At 61.9% G+C, this 23,056-nt stretch carries 24 protein-coding genes and 1 pseudogene; 13 read left to right on the forward strand and 12 right to left on the reverse strand.

Annotated elements, in window-relative coordinates:
• The first annotated feature begins 81 nt into the window (after positions 1-81).
• Positions 82-792: a purine-nucleoside phosphorylase gene (locus AC0L25_RS08030; RefSeq protein ID WP_473594999.1), complete on the forward strand. Its 711-nt coding sequence runs from the start codon at positions 82-84 to the stop codon at positions 790-792.
• On the opposite strand, the gene AC0L25_RS08035 is transcribed toward AC0L25_RS08030, so the two are convergent.
• Positions 789-1,094, reverse strand: coding sequence for a ribbon-helix-helix domain-containing protein (locus tag AC0L25_RS08035; protein ID WP_473595000.1), 306 nt, complete (start codon positions 1,092-1,094; stop codon positions 789-791). The genes AC0L25_RS08030 and AC0L25_RS08035 overlap by 4 nt on opposite strands.
• A gap of 281 nt (positions 1,095-1,375) precedes the next feature.
• Here AC0L25_RS08035 and AC0L25_RS08040 point away from each other — a divergent pair, with 281 nt between their 5' ends.
• The 3 genes and pseudogenes from AC0L25_RS08040 (at position 1,376) to AC0L25_RS08050 (ending at position 4,015) form a co-directional block, all read left to right on the forward strand.
• Positions 1,376-1,771 (forward strand): VOC family protein, encoded by a 396-nt coding sequence (locus tag AC0L25_RS08040; protein ID WP_473595001.1) that lies wholly within the window; start codon positions 1,376-1,378, stop codon positions 1,769-1,771.
• Positions 1,772-1,850: 79 nt separating this feature from the next.
• The gene (locus AC0L25_RS08045; RefSeq protein ID WP_473595002.1) at positions 1,851-2,399 is read left to right on the forward strand and encodes a gluconate 2-dehydrogenase subunit 3 family protein; all 549 of its coding nucleotides are present in this window, start codon (positions 1,851-1,853) and stop codon (positions 2,397-2,399) included.
• A 47-nt stretch (positions 2,400-2,446) separates the two neighbouring features.
• Positions 2,447-4,015 (forward strand): annotated as a pseudogene (locus tag AC0L25_RS08050) (GMC family oxidoreductase).
• Between the two features lie 67 nt (positions 4,016-4,082).
• On the opposite strand, the gene AC0L25_RS08055 reads toward AC0L25_RS08050, so the two are convergent.
• The gene (locus AC0L25_RS08055; protein ID WP_473595003.1) at positions 4,083-4,478 is read right to left on the reverse strand and encodes a hypothetical protein; all 396 of its coding nucleotides are present in this window, start codon (positions 4,476-4,478) and stop codon (positions 4,083-4,085) included.
• 300 nt (positions 4,479-4,778) lie between these two features.
• Here AC0L25_RS08055 and urtA point away from each other — a divergent pair, with 300 nt between their 5' ends.
• The 6 genes from urtA to AC0L25_RS08085 all read left to right on the forward strand — a co-directional run bounded on the left by urtA (position 4,779) and on the right by AC0L25_RS08085 (position 11,155).
• Positions 4,779-6,089, forward strand: a complete 1,311-nt coding sequence (gene urtA / locus AC0L25_RS08060) for an urea ABC transporter substrate-binding protein (protein ID WP_473595004.1) — start codon at positions 4,779-4,781, stop codon at positions 6,087-6,089.
• A gap of 124 nt (positions 6,090-6,213) precedes the next feature.
• Positions 6,214-7,830 carry an urea ABC transporter permease subunit UrtB gene (gene urtB / locus AC0L25_RS08065; protein ID WP_473595005.1) on the forward strand — a complete coding sequence of 539 codons (1,617 nt, stop codon included), beginning with the start codon at positions 6,214-6,216 and terminating at the stop codon, positions 7,828-7,830.
• Positions 7,827-9,059: an urea ABC transporter permease subunit UrtC gene (urtC, locus tag AC0L25_RS08070; RefSeq protein WP_473595006.1), complete on the forward strand. Its 1,233-nt coding sequence runs from the start codon at positions 7,827-7,829 to the stop codon at positions 9,057-9,059. The genes urtB and urtC overlap by 4 nt, the downstream gene beginning before the upstream one ends.
• 3 nt (positions 9,060-9,062) lie before the next feature.
• The gene (urtD, locus tag AC0L25_RS08075) at positions 9,063-9,809 is read left to right on the forward strand and encodes an urea ABC transporter ATP-binding protein UrtD (protein WP_473595007.1); all 747 of its coding nucleotides are present in this window, start codon (positions 9,063-9,065) and stop codon (positions 9,807-9,809) included.
• 70 nt (positions 9,810-9,879) lie between these two features.
• Positions 9,880-10,575 (forward strand): urea ABC transporter ATP-binding subunit UrtE, encoded by a 696-nt coding sequence (gene urtE, locus AC0L25_RS08080; RefSeq protein WP_006202038.1) that lies wholly within the window; start codon positions 9,880-9,882, stop codon positions 10,573-10,575.
• A 454-nt stretch (positions 10,576-11,029) separates the two neighbouring features.
• The gene (locus AC0L25_RS08085) at positions 11,030-11,155 is read left to right on the forward strand and encodes a hypothetical protein (RefSeq protein ID WP_473595042.1); all 126 of its coding nucleotides are present in this window, start codon (positions 11,030-11,032) and stop codon (positions 11,153-11,155) included.
• A gap of 93 nt (positions 11,156-11,248) precedes the next feature.
• Here the strand turns inward: AC0L25_RS08085 and AC0L25_RS08090 are convergent, their stop codons facing one another.
• The 8 genes from AC0L25_RS08090 to AC0L25_RS08125 all read right to left on the reverse strand — a co-directional run bounded on the left by AC0L25_RS08090 (position 11,249) and on the right by AC0L25_RS08125 (position 19,320).
• Entirely contained in the window at positions 11,249-12,400 is a 1,152-nt protein-coding gene (locus AC0L25_RS08090; protein ID WP_473595008.1) for a GGDEF domain-containing protein, read from the reverse strand.
• A gap of 96 nt (positions 12,401-12,496) precedes the next feature.
• On the reverse strand, positions 12,497-13,303 hold the full coding sequence (locus AC0L25_RS08095) for a DUF72 domain-containing protein (RefSeq protein ID WP_473595009.1): 807 nt from the start codon (positions 13,301-13,303) through the stop codon (positions 12,497-12,499).
• 27 nt (positions 13,304-13,330) lie between these two features.
• On the reverse strand, positions 13,331-13,801 hold the full coding sequence (locus AC0L25_RS08100) for a GNAT family N-acetyltransferase (RefSeq protein WP_473595010.1): 471 nt from the start codon (positions 13,799-13,801) through the stop codon (positions 13,331-13,333).
• A gap of 34 nt (positions 13,802-13,835) precedes the next feature.
• A complete protein-coding gene (uvrA, locus tag AC0L25_RS08105) occupies positions 13,836-16,757 on the reverse strand; it encodes an excinuclease ABC subunit UvrA (protein ID WP_473595011.1) in 2,922 nt (973 codons plus the stop codon).
• Positions 16,758-17,406: 649 nt separating this feature from the next.
• Positions 17,407-17,808 (reverse strand): hypothetical protein, encoded by a 402-nt coding sequence (locus AC0L25_RS08110; protein WP_473595012.1) that lies wholly within the window; start codon positions 17,806-17,808, stop codon positions 17,407-17,409.
• 94 nt (positions 17,809-17,902) lie between these two features.
• A complete protein-coding gene (locus tag AC0L25_RS08115) occupies positions 17,903-18,508 on the reverse strand; it encodes an ATP-dependent Clp protease proteolytic subunit (protein WP_473595013.1) in 606 nt (201 codons plus the stop codon).
• A 21-nt stretch (positions 18,509-18,529) separates the two neighbouring features.
• The gene (locus AC0L25_RS08120) at positions 18,530-19,009 is read right to left on the reverse strand and encodes an SRPBCC family protein (protein ID WP_473595014.1); all 480 of its coding nucleotides are present in this window, start codon (positions 19,007-19,009) and stop codon (positions 18,530-18,532) included.
• Complete coding sequence (locus AC0L25_RS08125; protein ID WP_473595015.1) at positions 19,006-19,320, reverse strand: ArsR/SmtB family transcription factor; 315 nt, start codon at positions 19,318-19,320, stop codon at positions 19,006-19,008. The genes AC0L25_RS08120 and AC0L25_RS08125 overlap by 4 nt, the downstream gene beginning before the upstream one ends.
• A gap of 238 nt (positions 19,321-19,558) precedes the next feature.
• Here AC0L25_RS08125 and ssb point away from each other — a divergent pair, with 238 nt between their 5' ends.
• Together ssb and AC0L25_RS08135 are read left to right on the forward strand one after the other, a co-directional pair.
• On the forward strand, positions 19,559-20,080 hold the full coding sequence (ssb, locus tag AC0L25_RS08130; protein WP_352956191.1) for a single-stranded DNA-binding protein: 522 nt from the start codon (positions 19,559-19,561) through the stop codon (positions 20,078-20,080).
• Between the two features lie 127 nt (positions 20,081-20,207).
• A complete protein-coding gene (locus AC0L25_RS08135; RefSeq protein ID WP_473595016.1) occupies positions 20,208-20,633 on the forward strand; it encodes an OsmC family protein in 426 nt (141 codons plus the stop codon).
• A gap of 87 nt (positions 20,634-20,720) precedes the next feature.
• On the opposite strand, the gene AC0L25_RS08140 is transcribed toward AC0L25_RS08135, so the two are convergent.
• Positions 20,721-21,350: a MarC family protein gene (locus tag AC0L25_RS08140; protein ID WP_192355504.1), complete on the reverse strand. Its 630-nt coding sequence runs from the start codon at positions 21,348-21,350 to the stop codon at positions 20,721-20,723.
• A 78-nt stretch (positions 21,351-21,428) separates the two neighbouring features.
• The gene (locus tag AC0L25_RS08145; protein WP_473595017.1) at positions 21,429-21,965 is read right to left on the reverse strand and encodes a hypothetical protein; all 537 of its coding nucleotides are present in this window, start codon (positions 21,963-21,965) and stop codon (positions 21,429-21,431) included.
• A gap of 103 nt (positions 21,966-22,068) precedes the next feature.
• Here AC0L25_RS08145 and AC0L25_RS08150 point away from each other — a divergent pair, with 103 nt between their 5' ends.
• Positions 22,069-22,923 carry a helix-turn-helix transcriptional regulator gene (locus AC0L25_RS08150; protein ID WP_473595018.1) on the forward strand — a complete coding sequence of 285 codons (855 nt, stop codon included), beginning with the start codon at positions 22,069-22,071 and terminating at the stop codon, positions 22,921-22,923.
• Positions 22,924-23,056 lie beyond the last annotated feature (133 nt).

Raw genomic sequence — 23,056 nt, forward strand, 5'->3', positions numbered from 1 at the left:
ACTAATTTCTCGCACTTGCGAAATGGCGTAAGACTGCCATGATCGTGGGCGAAACGGGCGGCGGGTTTTGGGGAGCATGCCGTGACGCCGCACAACGAGGCAGGCAAGGGTGATTATGCCGCAACAGTGCTGTTGCCGGGCGACCCGCAGCGTGCCGCATGGATGGCGGAAACCTTTCTGGAGGCGCCGCGCTGTGTCAACCGTCGAAGGGAAGCCCTCGGTTTTACCGGCCTGTTTCGCGGCAAGCCCGTCAGCATCCAGTCCACCGGCATCGGCGTCTCGTCATTCCTGATCTACGCGCATGAATTGCTGGATTTCCATGGCGTCAGGACACTGATTCGCACCGGTACCTGTGGTGCTCTGACTGCCGCGGTTAAACTGCGTAGCCTGGTGATCTCGCAGTCGGTACGCGGTGAAAGTGCCGAGAGCGGCCAGGTTTTTGGGCTCTATGGTGCTGATGCCGGCCCCGATCCGGCGCTGTATGCCCAAGCATTGACGCGGGCCGCCGAATTCGGCATCGAACATCAGGCGGGGCTGACCATCTGCAGCGATATATTCTATCATCCTCAGGGGCGCGATCGCTTCGCCGAAGCGCAGGCCCACGGCGCGCTGGCGGTGGATATGGAGACCAGTGCGCTCTATCGCATCGCTGCGCATTTCGGCGCCCGGGCACTGTCGATGCTGACTGTCGTCGACAATGTGGTGACCGGCGAGCAAACCGATTATTCCGAACGCCAGGCGCTTTTCACCGATATGACCCGCCTGGCGCTCGATGTTGCGATCGAAAGTTAAGCTGCTTGCCGCTTCGGGGCCGTGTGTTCTTCGATGCCCGGCCGATGGCCGCGCAGATAGAGGGCACAGGTCGTGCGCAGCATCGAGGCGAAGTTCGGAATCTGGCCATTGATCTCGATAACCTCGTCATAAAGCTTCGAGATGAATTTCGGCGTCGTTAAACCTTGGCTGTCGGCGATCTCGTCGAGCAATGCCCAGAACGTCGCCTCGAGCTGGATGCTCGTCGAGTGCCCGTCGATGCGGATCGATCGATTGATCTGCCGGTAGCCCTCCGGATCCTGCCCGGCAAAAACCCTGCACATCGTTACCTCCCGTTCTTATTGGTCTTGGCCGTTCTTATAGGTCTTGGCCATTCTTGTTGATTTAGGCGCGATCAGCAGCGATTCGCGCCTTTGAGCAGTGCTTAATTGCGGCCAATTATCTTCAGCCGGAAAGCGGAAAACAGCAATCGGACTTTCGTCCTTAGGCGGTTTGCCACGCCGTCGTTAGATTAGCGCGTGGTAATCGGCTGCCACCACGTTTGCCGCAACCCGCGCATAATCACGCCGACGCGCACATCGCGCTTACCGCAACGGAGTGTCATTTGGCGAAGGCGATCCACACCATGATCCGGGTTCTGGACGAGGCCCGGTCCGTCGACTTCTACCGGAAAGCCTTTGGACTGGATGTTGCTGAACGGCTCGATTTCGAAACCTTTACGCTCGTCTATCTGAGCAATGTCGAGGCGGGGTTCGAAGTCGAGCTCACCGTCAACAAGGGCCGCCAGGAGCCTTATGCGCTCGGCGACGGCTACGGCCATCTCGCGGTTTCGGTCGCCGATCTGGATAGCGAACATGACCGGCTCGGCGCGCTTGGCCTGAGCCCGAAGAAGATCGTCGAGTTCAACCGCGACGGGGCGCTGCTCGCGCGCTTCTTCTTCATCGAGGATCCCGACGGCTACAAGATCGAGGTTCTGCAGCGTCAGGGCCGGTTTAAATAGGAGACATTAGGGCCGCGCCGGCCAGCGCGGCGCCAGCCAGGCACCTTCGGGTGCAAACAGCAAGCAAAGGGAGGAACAAATGGTCACGATTTATGAGAGAAAGCCGGCCCACGAAAGGAAGCCAGGGCTGTCGCGCCGCGAGCTTCTGAAGCGCGGCGGTGTCGGCGCGTTGCTGGTGATTTCGGGCAGTGCCGTCATCAGCCCGGAACATGCCTGGGGCCTCGAGACATCCGCGCTCAAGCCCGAAACCATGGCAACCCTGATCCAGATGGCGCGCGACATCTACCCGCACGACCAGGTGCCTGACAAATATTATGCAATCGCGGTCAAGGCCCATGACGAGCAGGCCGGCAAAGACCCCGCCCACAAAGATCTTATCGAAAAAGGCATTGCCGAGCTCGACTTGAAGTCGGGCAAGGACGGCTACACCGGTCTCGGCTGGGAGGAGCAGCGCGTTGCGGTGCTGAGAGAGATCGAGGACACGCCGTTCTTTCAGTCCGTCCGCGGCGGGCTGGTCGTCGGCCTCTACAACCAGAAAGAGGTCTGGCCGATCTTCGGCTACGAGGGCGAGTCCTACTCCAAGGGCGGCTACATGGCGCGCGGGTTCGACGACATCGAGTGGCTCTGAGCCCCATCGTCCCAAACCGTACACAACAGACATCATGGGAGGAAACCATGGCACCATTTGATCTCAAGAACGACGGCGTGGTCGTCATTGTCGGCTCGGGCGCCGGCGGCGGCACGCTCGGCAATTAACTCGCTCAGAAGGGCATCGATGTCGTCATCCTGGAGGCGGGCGCCCGCCACGAATATGAGGATTTCATCAACGACGAGTGGGATTCATTTGCCCAACTCGCCTGGACGGACAAGCGCACGACCTCGGGCGACTGGCGGGTGGCGAAGGATTTCCCCAACCTTCCGGCATGGATCGTCAAGGCGGTCGGCGGCTCGACTACGCACTGGGCGGGCGCCTCGCTGCGCTTTCAGGAGCACGAATTCAAAACGCTTTCGACCTACGGAAAACTGGTAGGCGCCAACCTGCTCGATTGGCCGATTACGCTTGCCGAGCTGGAGCCCTACTACGCAAAGGCCGAAGACAAGCTAGGTGTGACGCTCACCAACAACATCCCAGGTCTTCCCGGCAACAACAACTTCAAGGTGATGAAGGCCGGCGCCGACAAGCTCGGCTACAAGGAGTGCCACACCGGCCGGATGGCAATCAATTCCGAGCCGCGCGACGACCGCAATGCCTGTCAGCAGACCGGCTTCTGCTTCCAGGGCTGCAAATGGGGCGCCAAATGGTCGACGCTCTACAGCGAAATTCCCAAGGGCGAAGCGACCGGCCATCTCGAGGTCAGGCCGAACGCCATGGCGATCAAGATCAACCACGATGCCTCAGGCAAGGTGACTGGCGTCGTCTATGCCGATAAGGACGGCAGACTGCAGGAACAGAAGGCCCGCATCGTCGCCGTCGCCGGAAATTCGATCGAGAGCCCGCGGCTGCTGCTCAATTCGGCTTCGAGCCAGTTTCCCGACGGCCTTGCCAATTCGTCGGGGCAGGTGGGCAAGAACTACATGCGCCACACCACGGGCTCGGTCTACGGCATCTTCGACAAGCCGGTGCATATGTATCGCGGCACCACCATGGCCGGTATCATTCGCGACGAGGCTCGCAACGATCCCTCGCGCGGCTTCGTCGGCGGATATGAGCTAGAGACGCTGTCGCTCGGCCTGCCATTCATGGCCGCCTTCCTCAATCCCGGCGGCTGGGGACGTTCCTTCACCACGGCGCTCGACCACTACGACCACATGGCCGGGATGTGGATCGTCGGCGAGGACATGCCGCGCGAGGAAAACCGCATCACGCTGCATGCCGATATCAAGGACGAGCACGGCATGCCGGTGGCGGACGTCCATTTCGACGACCATGCCAACGACACGGCGATGCGTAACCACGCCTACAAGCAAGGCTCGGCGCTCTACGCGGCGGTGGGCGCGACCCGAACCTTCCCGACGCCGCCCTATCCGTCGACCCATAATCTCGGCACCAACCGGATGAGCGAGAAGGCGGCCGACGGCGTCGTCAACAAGCATGGCCAGGCGCACGACATCAACAACCTGTTCGTATCGGATGGCAGCCAGTTCACCACCGGCGGCGCTGAAAATCCGACATTGACGATCGTGTCGCTGGCGATCCGTCAGGCCGACTATATCGCCGAACAGATGTCGGCCAAGAGCATTTAGCCATACCCTCCCGACTGCCTGCTGGCGCGGAACCTCGCAAAGTTTCGCGTCTCTTCTTGTCGGCTGTTCAACGCTTCGTGCAGGTCGAGGCGGTGAAGGCGCCGTCAGGCTGCTTCATGATGATGTCGAAGGACGGGCTGGTTTGACCGTCCAGGGTGGCTTGTGTGAGCGAGATCGAGTTGCCGCCGGTCGTATAGCCGCCCAACGGGCCCAACCAGGTAATCTCGCCGTTTGCATCCATCTGATAATTGTAGCCCTGCCGCGCGGTTCCGAAGATCACCGGGCCGCTATAGACATTTCCCTTGATGGTGATGTCGCCAAGGCTGAGGAACGTGCCAAGCAGATAGACTTCGCAGTGATAGGTGCCGTCCGGCAATTTGCCGTCGGTGAAGTCGGCGCGTGCGCCGCTGGTGGCCGCAACCAGAAGCACGGTGCTGAAAATACGAGAAATCCTGGAGGCCATGGCGTCGCTCTTTTGAAGATCGAACTTGCCCCATTTTCCTGCAGCGCTGCAACGGTTCGCCGTCTTTGATATGGTGTTGCCCAAAATTCATGCATTAATTCGCGAGTGATCAAAACTTAGGCGAGAGTGGGGAATTTTTTCTCAAGCAGAATACCTGCGGCGGCGCTTATCTTTGGCGGCCAATATATTAACCGGCTGATAGGGCTAGGAAATCTAAGCCCATTCAATTTGCTCCCGCGGTTGGCACAGCCGTTGCATGGTCTGTTTGCGATGCGATCAACCAGCTAGGGAGTTTGAAATATGAGGGGCAGTTTCTCGACAATCACAAAAATGTTTTCAGCGGGCGCGGTCACGGCCGGCCTGCTGATGAGCGTCCCGGCCAGGGCGGCTGACGACACGATCAAGGTGGGTATTCTCCACTCGCTGTCGGGGACCATGGCGATTTCGGAGACGACGCTGAAGGACGCCATGCTGATGCTCATCGAAGAGCAGAATGCAGAGGGCGGCCTGCTTGGCAAGAAGCTCGAAGCGGTCGTCGTCGACCCGGCTTCCAACTGGCCGCTGTTCGCCGAAAAGGCACGCGAGCTGATCTCAAAGGACAAGGTCGCGGCGGTGTTCGGTTGCTGGACCTCGGTGTCGCGCAAGTCGGTCCTGCCGGTGTTCAGCGAACTCGACAACATCCTGTTCTATCCCGTCCAATATGAGGGCGAGGAGAGCGAACGCAACGTGTTCTACACCGGTGCGGCGCCGAACCAGCAGGCTATTCCGGCCGTCGACTACCTGATGAGCGAAGATGGCGGTTCGGTAAAACGCTGGGTGCTTGAGGGCACCGATTACGTCTACCCGCGCACCACCAACAAGATCCTCGAAGCCTATCTGAAGGCCAAGGGCGTCGCCGCCGAAGACATCATGGTCAACTACACGCCGTTCGGCTTCTCCGATTGGCAGACCGAGGTGTCGGCCATCAAGAAGTTCGGCTCTGCCGGCAAGAAGACCGCTGTCGTCTCGACCGTCAATGGCGACGCCAACGTGCCGTTCTACAAGGAACTCGGCAACCAGGGCATCAAGGCCGAGGACATCCCGGTCATGGCCTTCTCGGTTGGCGAGGAAGAGCTTGCCGGTCTCGACACAGCGCCGCTCGTCGGTCATCTCGCCGCCTGGAACTATTTCCAGAGCATCGATACGCCCGAGAACGCGAAGTTCATCGCCGACTGGCACAAGTTCATCAAGAGCGACAAGCGCACCACCAACGACCCGATGGAAGCCCACTATGTCGGTTTCAACATGTGGGTGAAGGCGGTTGAGAAGGCCGGCACCACCGACCCTGACAAGGTCATCGACGCCGTGATCGGCGTCTCGGTGCCGAACCTGACCGGTGGTTATTCGACCATGATGCCGAACCATCACATCACCAAGCCGGTACTGATCGGCGAAATCCAGGCCGATGGCCAGTTCGAGACCGTCTCGCAGACGCCTGGCCTGGTGATGGGTGACGAGTGGTCTGACTATCTGGCTGATTCGAAGGACCTGATCTCCGATTGGCGCGCGCCTCTGTCCTGCGGCAACTTCAATGTTGCCACCGGCAAGTGCGGCGGCAAGGGAACCAACTGATCCTCCCGGGTCTGACGGTCGTGGATTCTCCACGACCTAGACCGCGATGCGTCCGGGCGAGCTCGTCCTCTCCTCCAGTCCGCCCGGACGCGAAGTTCAACCCTTAAAGAGTCGCCAGAAATCGATGATCTTCACCCGCGCGATCGGCCTGACGCTGCTGCTCCTCCTGGGGATGCTATCGCCGTCGAACGCTGCCGAAGCGGATCTGCGCGCCATCATCGCCAAATTTGCTACTGCCTCGAATTTTTCGGTCACCGAAGCTGTCGTGCGCGAGCTGGCGGCTACCGGTGATACTGCCGTCGAGCGCCCGCTCGGCGCGCTCGCGGAGGGCGATCTCTACGTCCGCAAGGCCGATTCGCTGGTTTTCATCGGCAAGGAAGGTGGCGGCAGCGTTGCGTTGCTCGACCCGCTGAGCGGTGAAAAATCCGGCGACGCGGCCAAAAGCGAGATCACCAAGATCAAGGTCAACAATTCGCTGCGCCGCGCCATCCGTGATGCGCTGGGCACGCTGACGCTCGGTGCGAAAGATCCGGCAGCGCGCATTGCCGCCGCCGACACCATGTTCAAGACGCCCGATGCCACAAACATCGAGCCGCTCGATGGTGCAATTGCCAGCGAAACCGTGGCAAGCGTCAAAGCGCTGCTCGAACAGGCCCGCGCCGCCTCGGTTTTGGTGTCGGACAGGCCGGAGGCCGATAAACTCGCGGCGATCGCCTTGATCGGGGCGCGCGGCGACCGCAACGCGCTGTCCCTGCTCACCGCTGTCGAAGCCAATTCCGAAGGCGCGGTCAAGGACGCGGCGACGGCCGCGATCGCCAGCATCAATTCGACGCTGGCGCTGTGGGATGCGGGCCAGAACATCTGGTACGGCATTTCGCTCGGATCGGTGCTGCTGCTGGCGGCGATCGGTCTCGCCATCACCTTCGGCGTGATGGGTGTGATCAACATGGCGCATGGCGAAATGGTCATGCTCGGCGCCTACACGACCTTTGTCGTGCAGGAGGTGATCCGAAATTCCTTCCCCGGCCTGTTCGACTGGTCGCTGGTAATCGCACTGCCGCTCGCCTTCTCGGTCGCGGCGCTCGTCGGCCTTGTCATCGAGCGGGGCGTGATCCGTTTCCTTTACGGCCGGCCGCTGGAGACGCTGCTGGCGACATGGGGCGTCTCGCTGATCCTGCAGCAGGCGGTGCGCACCATCTTCGGGCCGACGAACCAGGAGGTCGGCAATCCGTCATGGATGTCCGGTTCGTTCAATATCGGCCAGCTTGCCGTGACCTGGAACCGGCTCTGGATACTGGTATTCGCGCTCGCCGTATTCGCGGTGCTGCTTTATGTGATGAAGCGCACGCCTTGGGGCCTGCAGATGCGCGCCGTTACCGCCAACCGCCGCATGGCCGCGTCGATGGGCATCAGGACACCGTGGGTCGACGCGCTGACCTTTGCATTGGGGTCCGGCATTGCCGGCATCGCCGGTGTCGCGCTCAGCCAGATCGACAATGTCTCGCCCAATCTCGGCCGCGGCTACATCATCGACAGCTTCATGGTCGTCGTCTTCGGCGGCGTCGGCAATCTCTGGGGCACGCTGGTCGGCGCCTTCTCGCTCGGCATCGTCAACAAGTTTCTCGAACCCTATGCCGGGGCAGTCCTCGGCAAGATCGTCGTGCTGGTCCTCATCATCCTGTTCATCCAGAAACGCCCGCGCGGCCTGTTCGCGCTGAAGGGCAGGTCGGTGGAAGCATGATCACGGGACGCTTCTTCGCCGCCGGCGCCGACCGCCGCATCGCCATCACGATCTTCATCCTTTTGGCGGTCGCCATCATCGTGCCGCTGCTCAATCTTGCAGTCTCGCCGACGAGTGCGTTCTACGTGCCGTCCTATGTCGTCGCGCTCACCGGCAAGTATCTCTGCTACGCGCTGCTCGCCTTGGCGCTCGATCTCGTCTGGGGCTATTGCGGCATCCTTTCGCTAGGCCACGGCGCCTTCTTCGCGCTCGGCGGCTATGCGATGGGCATGTATCTGATGCGCCAGATCGGTTCGCGCGGCGTCTACGGCAATCCGCTGCTGCCGGATTTCATGGTGTTCCTGAACTATAGGGAATTGCCGTGGTTCTGGTACGGTTTCGACCATTTCTGGTTTGCCGCGATCATGGTGCTTGCGGTGCCCGGCCTGCTCGCCTTTGTCTTCGGCTGGTTCGCTTTCCGCAGCCGCGTCACCGGCGTCTATCTGTCAATCATCACCCAGGCGATGACCTATGCGCTGCTGCTTGCGTTTTTCCGCAACGACATGGGTTTCGGCGGCAATAACGGCCTGACCGATTTCAAGGATATTCTCGGCTTCAACGTGCAGGCCGACGCGACTCGCTCGGCGTTGTTCGCGGCGAGCGCCATAACGCTGGCGCTCGCCGTCTTCCTCACCTGGGCAATCGTCGGCTCCAAATACGGCAAGCTGCTGATGGCGGTGCGCGACGCCGAGAGCCGCACGCGCTTTCTCGGCTGGCGCGCGGAGAACGTCAAACTGTTCGCCTTCACCGTGTCGGCTGTCATGGCCGGCATTGCCGGCGCGCTCTACGTGCCGCAGGTCGGCATCATCAATCCAGGCGAGTTCGAGCCGTCCAATTCGATCGAGGTCGTTGTGTGGGCGGCCGTCGGCGGGCGCGGCACCATCGTCGGGCCGATCATCGGCGCGCTCGTGGTCAATGCCGGCAAATCCTGGTTCACCGGCGTGCTGCCGGAGTTCTGGCTGTTTGCACTGGGCGGACTGTTTGTCGCCGTCACGCTGTTCCTGCCCAAGGGCATTGTCGGCATGTGGGATTCCTGGCGCGGCAATGCCAAGGCGCTGCGCGCAGCCTCGATCGCCGAGGAGGCCGGCACCGATCCTGACGTCCCGCCCCCGCCGAAGATCGTTCGCTCGGCGGCGAGAACGCCGGGCGACTGGTCCGCGTCCGGTCCCGAACCGCAGCCGGCGGAGTGAGCGATGTCGAAGAGCAACACCATCCTCTATCTCGACGGCGTCTCGGTTTCCTTCGACGGTTTTCGCGCCATCAACAACCTGTCGCTGGTGCTCGACAAGGGCGAGATGCGGGCGATCATCGGTCCCAACGGCGCCGGCAAGACGACGATGATGGACATCGTCACCGGCAAGACGCGGCCCGACCAGGGCGAGGTTTTCTTCGACGGCGAGGTCGACCTGACGAAACATGACGAGGCCGAGATCGCCATGATGGGCATCGGCAGGAAATTCCAGAAGCCGACCGTCTTCGAAAGCCATACGATCGAGGAGAATCTGATGCTGGCGCTGAAGGGGCCACGCTCGATCTTCCCGGCACTGTTCCATCGCCGCTCGGCCGCGGAGGCGCGGCAGATCGACGATATCCTCGGCATCATCCGGCTTGGCAACAAGCGCGACGAGCTCGCCGCCAATCTCAGCCACGGCCAGAAGCAATGGCTCGAGATCGGCATGCTGCTGGCGCAGGATCCGAAGCTGCTGCTGGTCGACGAACCGGTTGCCGGCATGACCGACGCCGAGACTGAGGAGACCGCGCGGCTGCTCAAGGATATAGCGCGCGACCATTCGGTCATCGTCGTCGAGCATGACATGCATTTCGTGCGCGAGCTCGGCGTCAAGGTCACCTGCCTGCACGAAGGTTCGGTCCTGTCCGAAGGCTCGCTCGATTTCGTTTCGGCCGACGAGCGGGTCGTCGAAGTCTATCTGGGGAGATGATCATGGTCTGGCGCGTTCCGTTCGATCATTTCGATCTTTCGTTCTTCAGGCGCTGGAGAAGGCGCTGACCATGCTCGAAGTCTCCAACGCCACGCTGCACTACGGTGCCGCCCAGGCGCTGCGTGGCGTCTCGCTGAAGGCCGGCGCCGGCAAGATTACCTGCGTGCTCGGCCGCAACGGCGTCGGCAAAACCAGTTTGATGAGATCGATCGTCGGCCACCACCGGCTGACGAGCGGAAGCGTTGCCTTCGAGGGGAAGGCGCTCGACCGGAGCGCGGCGTATGACCGCGCCCGGTCGGGCATCGCATTCGTGCCGCAGGGCAGGGAAATTTTCCCGCTGCTCACCGTGCGGGAAAACCTCGAATCGGGCTTTGCGCCATTGAAGCGCGCCGACCGCAACATTCCCGGCCACGTCTTCGAATTGTTCCCGGTGCTGAAGCAGATGCTCGGCCGCCGGGGCGGCGACCTTTCCGGCGGCCAGCAGCAGCAGCTTGCCATCGGCAGGGCGCTGGTGATGCGGCCGAAACTGCTGGTGCTCGACGAGCCGACCGAAGGCATCCAGCCGTCGATCATCAAGGATATCGGCCGCGCCATCCGCTATCTGCGCGACCAGGCAGGCATCGCCGTGCTGCTGGTCGAACAGTATCTCGACTTCTGCCGGGAACTGGCGGACGAGGTCAACATCATGGACCGCGGCCAGATCGTCCACACCGGCCCGGCCGAGGATCTCGACCGGGCGGATGTGAGGAAATTTCTTACGGTGTAGGGTCGCAAACCTCTAGGATTAGCCGAACCATCCCTCACTTCCTCATCCTGGGGCGAAGCAAGCAGCGAAGCGACGCGGCGCAGACCCCAGGATCCATGCCGTGCCGTCAGTCAAAGAATGCAGCGGTCAAGAACAGAAGCCGTTTTCCGGCGTACACCATCCTGGATTCTGTACCGTGGCGACGCTCAGAAGTTACGGCATGGATCCTTGGGTCTTCGCTCCGCTCCGCGTCGCTACCCCAAGGATGACGAAGTCACGAAGGTCACCATTTGCAACTCTAGCGCGTTGAAGATTGCATGCTAGATTTTGCTTGGCCTTGGTGAGTCGGCCGCTTTCCGTATCAGTCTCAATCGGCAGATCAGAGGAAGGTGCAACCCGCGCCATCACGCTTCATGCGAGCGGCTTCCTCCTGTGATTTGATTATTGTTTCAACTTCGGGCACTCAGGGCAGCCGATGGAACGTTACGTCGAGGACTACCAGAAACGACGGCTGACCGAGCGCGTCGACATCATGACCGCCATCAATATTCTGAAATCACACGGATACGACCACGACGAGCTGATCGCGGAGATCATTTAGGTCTTCTACGTCGATCTCGATACCTACAACGAGGTCGTGATGGCGGCATGATGGCTGACGGAAGGGGCGGACGCGCTATGCCGCCAAGCGAAACTAGCTCGCGCGTCGGAAGGTTGAGGCCGCGACGCGGTTGCGACCACCGCGCTTGGCGGCATAGAGCGCCTTGTCGGCGGCGCTGAGCACCTTGTCGAAGCTCATGCCGTCCTTGCTGCCGAAAGGGTATCCGGCGCTGACCGTACATGTCAGGTGACGGGTTTCGGTCTCGATGATACGCGCGGCGAAGGCGGTGCGTATACGCTCGGCGGTGAACTCCACCGCTTCGGGCAGGATCCGCTGCAGAACCAGCGCGAATTCCTCTCCGCCCATGCGCGCGGCGACATCGGTCGGGCGAAGGTTCTCGACGAGTTCCTTGGCGAACACCTTCAGCACCTGATCGCCCGTGGCGTGGCCGAACTCGTCATTGATGGCCTTGAAGCCATCGAGGTCGAACACGACCACCGCCGTGAAAGCCCCGATCGGCGCGCCGCCATTGAGGTCGAACAGCGCGCGGCGATTGAGCAGGCCGGTCAGCGGATCGGTCAGCGCAGCCAGATGGTGATGTCGGGCCAGACGGCCCTGGTTGAGTGCCAGCGAAAGGGCGCCGATGCCGGTCATGCTGGCGATGACGACGACGAGGCTCAGATCCTCGGCCCAGTTGCTCGGCGCATGTCCGAGGACCAGCTTCCCATCCCATGCAAGCGCCATCGTACACAGCACAAACGAAATGCCGGTGGTCGAGTAGAGCACGGCGAGGCCGATGATCGGGACAGGGGCTTCGCTGCGCCCGATCCAATATTGATAGGCCGTTGCAAACAGAACCAGGGCGGCAAGGAGATTTTCGAACATGAAGCCGAGCCCGTCATAGCCGAGCGCCATCGGCGGCAGCGCCAGGGCAAGCGAGATGCAGCTGCCGAGCACCGTCAGCGGGATCGGCGACCGGCCTGATCTGAACTGGTAGGCGGCGCCCAGCATGGTCGAGAACCCAACCAGGAGCAGGGTGAATGTTGCGATGCCGAGGATGCGTCCGGGCGTCTCGATATAGTCCTCGTAGATAACAACATCGCCGACGATCAACAGCGCGCTGATCGACCAAGTCAGCAGGAACTTTTCGGTTCGCGCGGTCAGCCAGATGCCGAACAACGTCAGGCTCAGGCAGGCGGCGGAAAAACCGACAGCCAGCAGAAGTGAGTGGTAGTCGAGCGACATGCCCTAACCCGCGGCTGCCCTAGCTCCGCGGATTCATGCAGCAAGGAGGTATCGATAAGGTTACGATGGTAATGAAGATGTCACAATTCGAGGCCGTCAGCCGGTGACGCGCTTCATCAGCGCCATGGCGCCGAACGGCGCGCGGACCTTGCCCTCCGTGATGAAGTAGACGAACACGTCACGCGGTTTGACCGGCGCGTCGGTTGAGGGATCGGTGCGCGGCAGGTCGGCCGGCGCCTTGCCTTCCGCCCAGGTTTTCGCCCGCGCCGCCCATTCGTCGAGCGCCTTTGGCGTGTAGCAGTCGGGATTGTCGTCGCTGCCTGTCTGCAGCCGCGCATAGATCAAATCCCCAGTGACGTCGGCGATCCCAGGATATTTGGCGTGGTCGGCGTAGACGATCGCCACCTTGTATTTGCGCGCCAGGGCGGCGAATTCCGGCACGACGAAACTGTCGTTGCGCACCTCCACCGCATGGCGCAGCGCGACGCCGTCCTGCTTTTCGGGCAAAAGCTTGAGGAAGGCCTCGAAATCGTCCGGGTCGAATTTTTTGGTTGGCGCGAACTGCCACAGAATCGGCCCGAGCTTATCGCCGAGTGCGGCGACGCCCGATCCCAGGAAGCGCATCATCGATTCGCCGGCCTCGCCGAGCACGCGGCGGTTGGTGACGAAGCGGTTGCCTTTCAACGAATAGACGAAGCCGTCCGGCGCCTCGTTTGCCCATTTGACGAAGGTCGGCTCCTTGAAACTCGAATAATAAGTGCCGTTGACCTCGATGCTCGGCACCTGCCGGGTTGCGTAGTGCAGCTGCTTCGCCTTGGACAGCTTGTCCGGATAGAAGGACGTGTCCCACGGCTCGAAGGTCCAGCCGCCCATGCCGGCGCGAATTGTTCCTGATTGAGTCACTGTCGTCCTCCCGTTTGCTGAAAAGGATCAGGCGATGGCGATCGTCTCGACGGCTTTGGCCATGTCGACGACCATCCATCCTGGCCGATATGGATTGGGCCGGCGACCCGTTTCGCGAAAGCCGTAGGCCTTATACAACGAAACGTTCCGTTCCATTCTGGAATTGGTGTAGAGTCGGAGTTCAGGCAAGATCCACAGGCGGGTCTGTTGCTCGGCCCAGTCGAGCAGCGCTATGCCGAACCCCTTGCCCTGAAAGCCAGGCGCGACGGCGACACTGAAGATCATCGTATGGTCCGGATGCCGTTCGAGAACGATCAGGCCGGCCGGCTCGCCGCTGCTTTCCAGCAGCCAGACCTCGCCGCGTCCGATCCGCGGCGCATAGTCTTCGGTGACCGGGATCGGCGGCGCCCCGAACAAGGCTGTGTAGGGCGCATAGGCAGCGTCGGTCAGCGAGACGACAGCGTCAACATCATCAGCAAGCGCTCTTCTGATCTTCATTTGAAGGTTCTTCCAAACGCCAGCCAGTCCTCATTCACTCCGCCGCTTCGCGCTTGCCTCCGGGCCGCCGCTCCAGCAATTCCCGCAGGAACTGGCCTGTATAGCTGCGCTTCTCGCGGACGATATCCTCCGGCGTGCCGGACGCCACCAGCTCGCCGCCGCCGTCGCCACCCTCGGGACCGAGATCGAGCACCCAGTCGGCGGTTTTTATCACCTCGAGATTGTGCTCGATGACGACCACTGTGTTGCCCTGGTCGACCAGCTCGTGCAGCACTTCGAGCAGCTTGGCGACATCGTGGAAATGCAGGCCGGTGGTCGGCTCGTCGAGGATGTACAGCGTCTTGCCGGTCGCCTTGCGCGACAGTTCCTTGGCCAGCTTGATACGCTGCGCCTCGCCTCCCGACAGCGTCGTCGCCTGCTGGCCGACATGGATGTAGCCGAGGCCGACCTGCTTCAGCGTCTCCAGCTTGTCGCGCACGCCGGGCACGGCGGCGAAGAAATCGACGCCTTCCTCGACGGTCATGTCGAGCACGTCGGCAATCGACTTGCCCTTGAACAAGACGTCAAGCGTTTCGCGATTGTAGCGCTTGCCATGACAGACGTCGCAGGTGACGTAGACGTCGGGCAGGAAGTGCATCTCGATCTTGATGACGCCGTCGCCCTGGCAGGCTTCGCAGCGGCCACCCTTGACGTTGAACGAGAAGCGACCCGGCTGATAGCCACGCGCCTTCGACTCCGGCAGGCCGGCGAACCAGTCGCGAATCGGCGTAAAGGCGCCGGTGTAGGTGGCGGGATTGGAGCGCGGCGTCCTTCCGATCGGCGACTGGTCGATATCGATGACCTTGTCGAGGAACTCGAGGCCCTCGATGCGGTCATGATCAGCCGGATGCTCGCGCGAACCCATGATCCGGCGCGACGCTGCTTTGAACAAGGTTTCGATCAGGAAGGTCGACTTGCCGCCGCCGGACACGCCGGTGACGGCGGTGAAGGTGCCGAGCGGGATTTCGGCGGTAACGTTCTTCAGATTGTTGCCGCGCGCGCCGACGATCTTCAGGCGCCGGTTCTTCTTGGCCTCGCGCCGCACGGCCGGCGTCGCCACTTCGAGCTCGCCGGACAGATATTTGCCGGTGATCGAGGCGGGGCTCGCCATGATCTGCTGCGGCGTTCCCTGGGCGATGATGTGGCCGCCATGGATGCCCGCGGCCGGGCCGATATCGACGACGTAGTCGGCATGCAGGATGGCGTCCTCGTCATGCTCGACGACGATCACCGTGTTGCCGATGTCGCGCAGATGCTTGAGGGTGTCGAGCAGGCGCGCATTGTCGCGCTGGTGCAGGCCTATCGACGGCTCGTCCAGCACATAGAGCACGCCGGTCAGGCCGGAGCCGATCTGCGAGGCCAGGCGGATGCGCTGGCTCTCGCCGCCCGACAGCGTGCCGGAATTGCGCGACAGCGTCAGATAGTCGAGCCCGACGTCGTTGAGGAAGCGCAGCCGCTCGCGGATTTCCTTGAGCACACGCACCGCGATCTCGTTCTGCTTGTCGCTGAGCGAAGCGGGCAGCTCGGTGAACCATTGGTCGGCCTTGCGGATCGACAGCTCGGTGACCTCGCCGATGTGCTTGCCGGCAATCTTCACCGCAAGCGATTCCGGCTTCAGCCGGTAGCCGCGGCATGCCGGGCAAGGCGTGGCCGACATGAAGCGCTCGATCTCCTCGCGCATCCAGGCGGATTCGGTCTCCTTCCAGCGCCGTTCGAGATTGGGAATGACCCCTTCGAAGGTCTTCGTCGTCTTGTAGGAACGCAGCCCGTCATCGTACTGGAAAGTGACCTCGCGCTCGCCGGTGCCATGCAGGATGGCTTGCTTTGCCTCCTCGGTCAGATCCCGGAACTTGTCGCCGAGCTTGAACCCGTAGGCCTTGCCCAGCGCCTCAAGCGTCTGCACGTAATAAGGGGAGGTCGATTTCGCCCATGGGCTGACGGCGCCGGCACGCAGCGACAGGTTGTCGTCGGGCACGATCAAGCTGGCGTCGATGGCGCGCTGGCTGCCGAGGCCGTCGCAGGTCGGGCAGGCGCCGAACGGGTTGTTGAAGGAGAACAGCCGCGGCTCGATCTCGGGAATGGTGAAGCCGGACACCGGGCAGGCGAACTTTTCCGAGAACAGGATGCGCTCATGCGTCTCGTTCTTCGACTTGTTGACCGAATCCTCGCCGGTCTGGCTGGCGTCAAGTGGCCGGTCGGCGAATTCGGCCACCGCCAGCCCGTCGGCAAGCTTCAGCGCGGTTTCGATGGAATCGGCAAGCCGCGTCGCCAGATCGCCGCGAACGACGATGCGGTCGACGACGACGTCAAGGTCATGCTTGTACTTCTTGTCCAGCGCCGGCACGTCGGCGATTTCGTAAAAGACACCGTCGACCTTGACGCGCTGGAAGCCCTTTTTCTGCAGCTCCAGCAATTCCTTGCGGTACTCGCCTTTGCGGCCGCGCACCATCGGCGCCAGGATGAACAGCCGTGTGCCTTCCTCGACCGCCAGCACGCGGTCGACCATCTGCGACACGGTCTGGCTCTCGATCGGCAGGCCGGTTGCCGGCGAATAAGGGATGCCGACGCGCGCGAACAGCAGCCGCATGTAGTCGTAGATTTCGGTAACGGTGCCGACCGTCGAGCGCGGGTTTTTCGACGTGGTCTTCTGCTCGATTGAGATGGCCGGCGATAACCCGTCGATCTGGTCGACGTCAGGCTTCTGCATCATTTCGAGGAATTGCCGCGCATAGGCCGACAGGCTCTCGACATAGCGGCGCTGGCCCTCGGCATAGATGGTGTCGAAGGCGAGCGACGACTTGCCGGACCCCGACAGGCCGGTCATGACGATCAGGCTGTCTCGCGGCAGGTCGAGATCGACATTCTTCAGATTGTGTTCGCGCGCCCCGCGAATGGAAAGATATTTATGGTCGGCCATCGCCGGTCGCCGCCTCAGATCTGGAATCTCATGGGATGGCAGGTTGTCCCGGCCATCCCCTATGTAGGTAATTTCGTCACCTTTTCGAGAGACGCCACAACTCTCGACCAAAGCCTTTAACCGTCTTTCGCGCGGGCGAGCAAGCGCAAAGAACAAAGACCGAACACGCTCCTGACAAAAGCGTCTATGTAATCCACGGCCGCCGCGGCGCTGCTCAAAACGGATGCAAATTTCGGATTCGCCACACAAGCGATCACATTTTTTGTAATCGGCTATCCAACGGTTGACGTCTCAGCCTCAGGGGGGCAGACTCCAAACGTCACCGAAGCCGGCCGTCCCTCGATGGCCTCGCCACCCAAGGTGGCCTGCGAGACGCCGCGGGCTTTTGCGATATGTGCTTCGGACGACGCCAGTCGCAATGGACAGAAAAGGAGAGCAGAGGAATGACTCCACCGGACAGTCCCTTGAGGGTCCACGTGTCGCTGGAGCCGCGGCAGGCATAAGTGCCAGGGCCAGGCGTTTGCGCCGCCCGACAAACCGTGACCTGCCGATCCCATTAAAATCAGAGACTACTAGTCGGATCGTCGGTTGAACGCCGCGAAGCATCCGAAATCAAAAGCCGGCAGTGTACTCCCGGCAAGTTTGGATTTTAGATCCAAAAAAAGCCCCGACCGTTTGCGGAAGCAACGGCGGGGCTGTTCATTTCAGATGGCAAGCGCACGAGTGCCTTGAGATTTGTGGCAACGATGAAGGCCGGTGGACCTGTCCTACCGCCGGGGGCATTGATCGTGCCGGCGCCGACATCAAAAGTTATGCTGCCGGAAATCCTGACATCGGTATCGCCGATCTTGAACTGGCCGTTGCTGGGCACGGCATCGTCCGGTTCGGGAACCGGCTTGGCGACGCGAGAGTCGCCAGCCACGCTGGGCAGCGTGCCGTTCTGCGAAGGCGTTGAACTGTCTTCGGCGAACGCCGCGCTGGACATCACGGCGGCGACAGTAACACCAATGATCAGTCTGTTAAAACGCATGCGGGAATACTTGTCGAACATCGAGGGACCGTATCGCCGTAGCGCCCGAAGCCAGATCGGCTCGGTAAAACGGGCAAAAAACTCTCGTGGCCAATGCTGACGGCCGGCTGCCCTTTCACGCCGCCCTCTTACGGGTGTCAAAAACATGATCGACAAGCCCCCAGGTTTTTGCCTCCTCGGCGGTCATGAAATGGTCGCGGTCGAGCGTGCGTTCGACCTCTTCGAACGTGCGACCGCAGTGGTGCGCGTAAAGCTCGGTCATGCGCCGCTTGGTCCTGAGGATACCTTCGGCGTGGCGCTGGATGTCGGAGGCCTGGCCCTGGAAACCGCCTGACGGCTGGTGCAGCAGGATGCTGGTGTTGGGCAGCGCGATGCGCCGGCCCGGCGTGCCCGCCATCAGCAGGAACGAGGCCATCGAGGCGGCAAAGCCCATGCAGACGGTCGATACCGGACTGCTTATATACTGCATCGTGTCGTAGATGGCGAAACCGCTGGTCACCACGCCGCCCGGCGAGTTGATGTAGAGCGAAATCTCCTTATCGGGATTGTCGGATTCCAGCGACAGAAGCTGGGCACAGACCAGCGCCGACACATTGTCGTCGATCGAACCGTTGATGAAGACGATGCGCTCGCGCAGCAGCCGCGAAAAAATGTCGAAGGCGCGTTCGCCGCGGCTCGACTGCTCGATCACCATCGGCACCAGGTTGGCAAAACCGCTCATCGCTTTTCTCCGTTGTGCCGCTCAGGCCGCGCGCAGGAAGAGGCGAGGCGTGTTTGCGGCTATGATCTGTCTGTGGCCGTGTGCGTTGAGCGAGAGCCGGCAACCGGCGCCTGCAACCGCAGGCGTAGCTACTCGCGCAAATCCGCCGTGGACGATGCGCAGATGCGTGCCGCCCGACACGGTGCGGTCGAGCGTGAAGGTGACAATGCTATCCATCGGGTTGTCCAGCGGATCCGCGTTGCCAGGCGCCGGCCGCTCCCGCCATGAATAACGCAGCAGGCGTTCGGGCTCGGCGTCGAGGATTTCGCACTCGATCTGCGCATCAGACTTAGCAAAGGCAAAGCGGCCGCCGATTTCAGGTTTTATGTCGTTGGGCATCATCCAGGCCGCGAGCAGGTCCGGCACCGTCAGCGCCCGCCACACTTTTTCCGGTGGGTCTGGAAGCTCGCACTCGAACTCGATCGGGTCTGCCGCCATGTCTGAATGCTGTTTTGCCGTCATTGATCCATGTCCTTCAAAACCGCCTTGAGTCTCTCGATACGCTCGGGCCAGAACGCACGGTAGCGCTCGATCCAGCCGAGCAGAGGGTCAAGCCCTTGCGGATCGGCGCGATAATAGGCGTTGCGGCCAGCTCGCCGCTCGACCACCAGGCCGGCGCCGCGCAGCACGGCGAGATGTTGGGACACGGCCGGCTGCGACACGGTCATGCCGATGCGCAGTTCCGACACCGTCATCTCGCCAGCGGCGAGCCGTTCGTAGACGGCGCGGCGCGTCGGGTCGGAAAGCGCTCGAAAAATCTCTGCTTCGATCATGACAAAAGCATAAGTCTACACTTATTGATTTGGCAAGCACTGTTTTCGTGCCCGTATGGAATGGCACTGCGGACCCCATCGATTGCTGACATTCCTTGACAGTAGGAACTGATTGGGCCTAGAACGAAAAGAGAACAAAAAACCTTGTGGGAAAAGGCAGCCGCGGCAGGCGGGGAGTGTCCGCAGTCTATAAGGTGAGCGACAGACATTTTGTTACGGATGAGCGCGGAGAAGTATCATGGCGGGTAGCGTCAACAAGGTCATTCTGGTGGGCAATCTCGGAGCGGACCCGGAAATCCGCCGTTTGAATTCGGGTGAGCCGGTCGTCAACATCCGCGTCGCCACGTCGGAAAGCTGGCGCGACAAAACTTCCGGCGAGCGCAAGGAAAAGACCGAGTGGCACAATGTCGTCATCTTCAACGACCAGCTCGCCAAGGTCGCCGAGCAGTATCTGAAGAAGGGTGCGAAGGTTTATGTCGAGGGCCAGTTGCAGACGCGCAAATGGCAGGACCAGACCGGCAATGACCGCTACACGACCGAAATCGTGCTGCAGAAGTTTCGTGGCGAGCTGCAGATGCTCGACGCACGCGGGCAAGGCGAGGGCGGTCAGGTCGGCAGCTATGCCGGTGGCGGCAGCAGCCGCGGTTCCGATTTTGGCCAGTCCGGTCCGGGCGAGAGTCTCAATCGCGGCGGCGGTGGCAACAAGGGCGGTGGTGGCGGCGGTTCGTCGCGCGAACTGGATGACGAAATTCCATTCTGATCGCTCGGAACGAACGGCTCTGTGCGAGCTGACAACGCCAGCTATTTGAGGCCACGCATTGGCGTCCCGAAGATCTGTCTTCGGGACGTTGTGCGTTTGAGCGGTGCACGGTGAAAGGACGGATCAGGTGAAAGCACGGATCAAATGGGTCGAGGAGCGCACTTTCGTCGGCGAGTCCGGCAGCGGTCACAAGGTGGTGCTGGGGACCGCGTTCGGGCCGGAAGGCAGGACGCCGGGGCCGAGCCCGATGGAACTGGTGCTGCTCGGCACTGGCGGCTGCTCCGCCTATGACGTCGTCCACATCCTCGAAAAGGGCCGGCAGGCGGTCGAAGACTGCGTGGTCGAACTCGACGCCGACCGGGCGGAGAAGGAGCCGCGGGTGTTCACCCGCATCCATATGCATTTCATCGTCAAGGGCCGCGCGCTTTCGCCCGACAAGGTGAAACGGGCGATCGACCTGTCGATCGAAAAATACTGCTCGGCCTCGGCAATGATGGCCAAGACCGCCGAGATCACCCACGACTTCGAAGTCATCGACACCACGGCTAAGTAGGATGGCGTCCAGTGGCGGCGGCTCGTCGCGCGAGATGGACGATGAAAATGACGGCCTCGGCAATCAAGCGCGAGGCCGCTTTCATTGTCATGCCGCCATCAGCGCCTTGATGCCATCGGCGACGAATTGCACGGCGAGCGCCGCCAGGATGACGCCGAGCAGCCGTGTCAGGATCGAGCGGCCGGTCTGGCCAAGGATACGGTCGATGCGCTCGGCCAGCACGAACACCAGGTAAGTAATCACAAGGCAGATCGCGATGATGCCGACAAGGGCTGCCTGCGCGCCAAAACCTGGAAACGAGCCGGAGAGCAGCACGGTCGCTGAAATCGCTCCCGGACCGGCGATCAGCGGGATCGCCAGCGGAAAGGCCGCGATGTTGTGGATCATGTCCTTGGTGATGGCGACGTCGCCGATCTTCTCCTTGCGGTCCTGCCGGCGCTCGAACACCATTTCGAAGGCGATGAAGAACAGCAGGAACCCGCCGGCGACGCGGAACGCCGGCAGCGTGATGCCGAATACCGACAGGATCGATGCGCCGGCGATTGCAAATAGCGCCATCACCAGGAAAGCGATGATCGAGGCGCGGACGGAGACCTGGTTGCGCTCCTCGCGGTTCATGCCGCGTGTCACGGCGAGGAAGAGCGGCGCCAGGCCAGGCGGGTCGATGGTCACGAGAATGGTGACGAAGGCATTGAACAGGCTGTCGAAGCTCGGCATCTCTGACCCTCCCCGCCGGGCCGTGCCCGAGACCCCTGCATTGGTAGAGCAAAGCAGCGTCAGGGGAAACCGTGCAGGTCAGGTGCTGACGGTTCGCCGCGCCAGGAACTCGACTTCGAGCCGCCAGGTCGCGCCGTGGTCCTGCGAGCGTTCGCCCAGCCAGCGGAAGGAGTTTTCGGTAATCCGGGAAAAGCTCCAGCGCACCGAAGCGCCGCTGCCGTCAGCGCCTTGCTGGACGATGGTGTCGCCCACGGCGCGGCCGAGCTGCCGGCTGTAATATTGGGTGCGCGGATCGCTCCAGAAAATATGCCAGGCGTCGACTCCCGGGTCATAGACACGCAATGTCGTGCCATAGAAAGTCCATTTGCCGAGGGAGGGTGAGGGACCGGCGTCGCGCGCGGGCAGGATCCATACGTCCTGGATTGCCCGGCCTTCGAGCACCCAGCCGAAGTGCACCTCGCCGCGCCCGGTCAGCACCTGCCCGTCTTCGAGATGGCGCGTGGCGTCGAATATCCAGCCGCCGACGAAGCGGCCGTAAAGATCCAGTTTCTCGGCAAGGTTCGCGGCTGGCCCATCGCTGTGCAGGGCTTCGGCAAAAGAGGATGAATTGAACATGGTTGCGGTCTCTTCTTGTCAGGAGCCCCATCTTGTCAGGAGAATGGGAGGAATAGGCCTTGGCAGGCTTCTTGCGCTTGGGAAAAATTGCTATGTTTCGGCCATGACGACGAGCGTGCATACACTGGCGTCCGGAAAAGGCTGGCAGGTGTCGGACGTGGTCTGCACTGCCGGCGTCGCTGAACGCCCGTTCGAGGAAGAGCATCGCAACTTCTGCGTCGCCATGGTGACCAACGGCACCTTCCGCTACCGCGCACGCCAGGGCACGGCGATGCTGACGCCTGGCGCGCTCCTGCTCGGCAACCCTGGCACATGCTACGAGTGTGGGCACGAGCATGGCGCCGGCGACCGTTGCCTCTCCTTCCATTTCGGGCCGGCCTACATGGAACAGATCGTCGCCGAAACGCCGGGCGCCAAGACGCTGGCCTTCGAGACGCCGCGGCTGCCGCCGTTGCCGGCGCTGGCGCCGCTGCTGGCCGAGGCGGAAGCCGCGCGCGAGATGGCCGATATCGAGGCATTCGAGGAACTCGCTCTGCGGATTGCCGGCGCCGCCGTCGCCTCTGGCGTCACGCCCGCTGCCCGTGTGCCGAGCCGCCGCGACGAGAAACGTGTCGCGGAGGCGGTACGGCGCATTGAGCTGGATGCCGATCGGCCCGTCTCGCTTGCTTCGCTTGCAAGCGAGACGGCGACCAGCCCGTATCATTTCCTGCGCACGTTCCGACACGTCGCGGGCATGACGCCCTACCAGTTCCTGCTGAAAACCCGGCTGCACAGGGCGGCGGTGCGACTTCGCATGTCGGACGAGGCGATCTCGACGATAGCCTTCGAGGCAGGGTTCAACGATTTGTCGACCTTCAACCGCCGTTTCCGGCGCGTGATGGGGGAGACGCCCGGCGCCTATCGGCTCCGGCAGCGAGGCGATAAAGCGCCGGACACATCTGCCGTTCCGGCTTTGTGAAGCAAATTGCCTGACAATGAGCTTTGCCCGGCGGCCATGAAAAGCGCCTCGGCCATATCGTCGCAATCAGTGATATCCTTTTGATATCACCACAAAAATCGACACTGGAAAACTGCCGCGGACGTTGGAGTTT

This window comes from Mesorhizobium sp. WSM4813 (assembly GCF_055811555.1).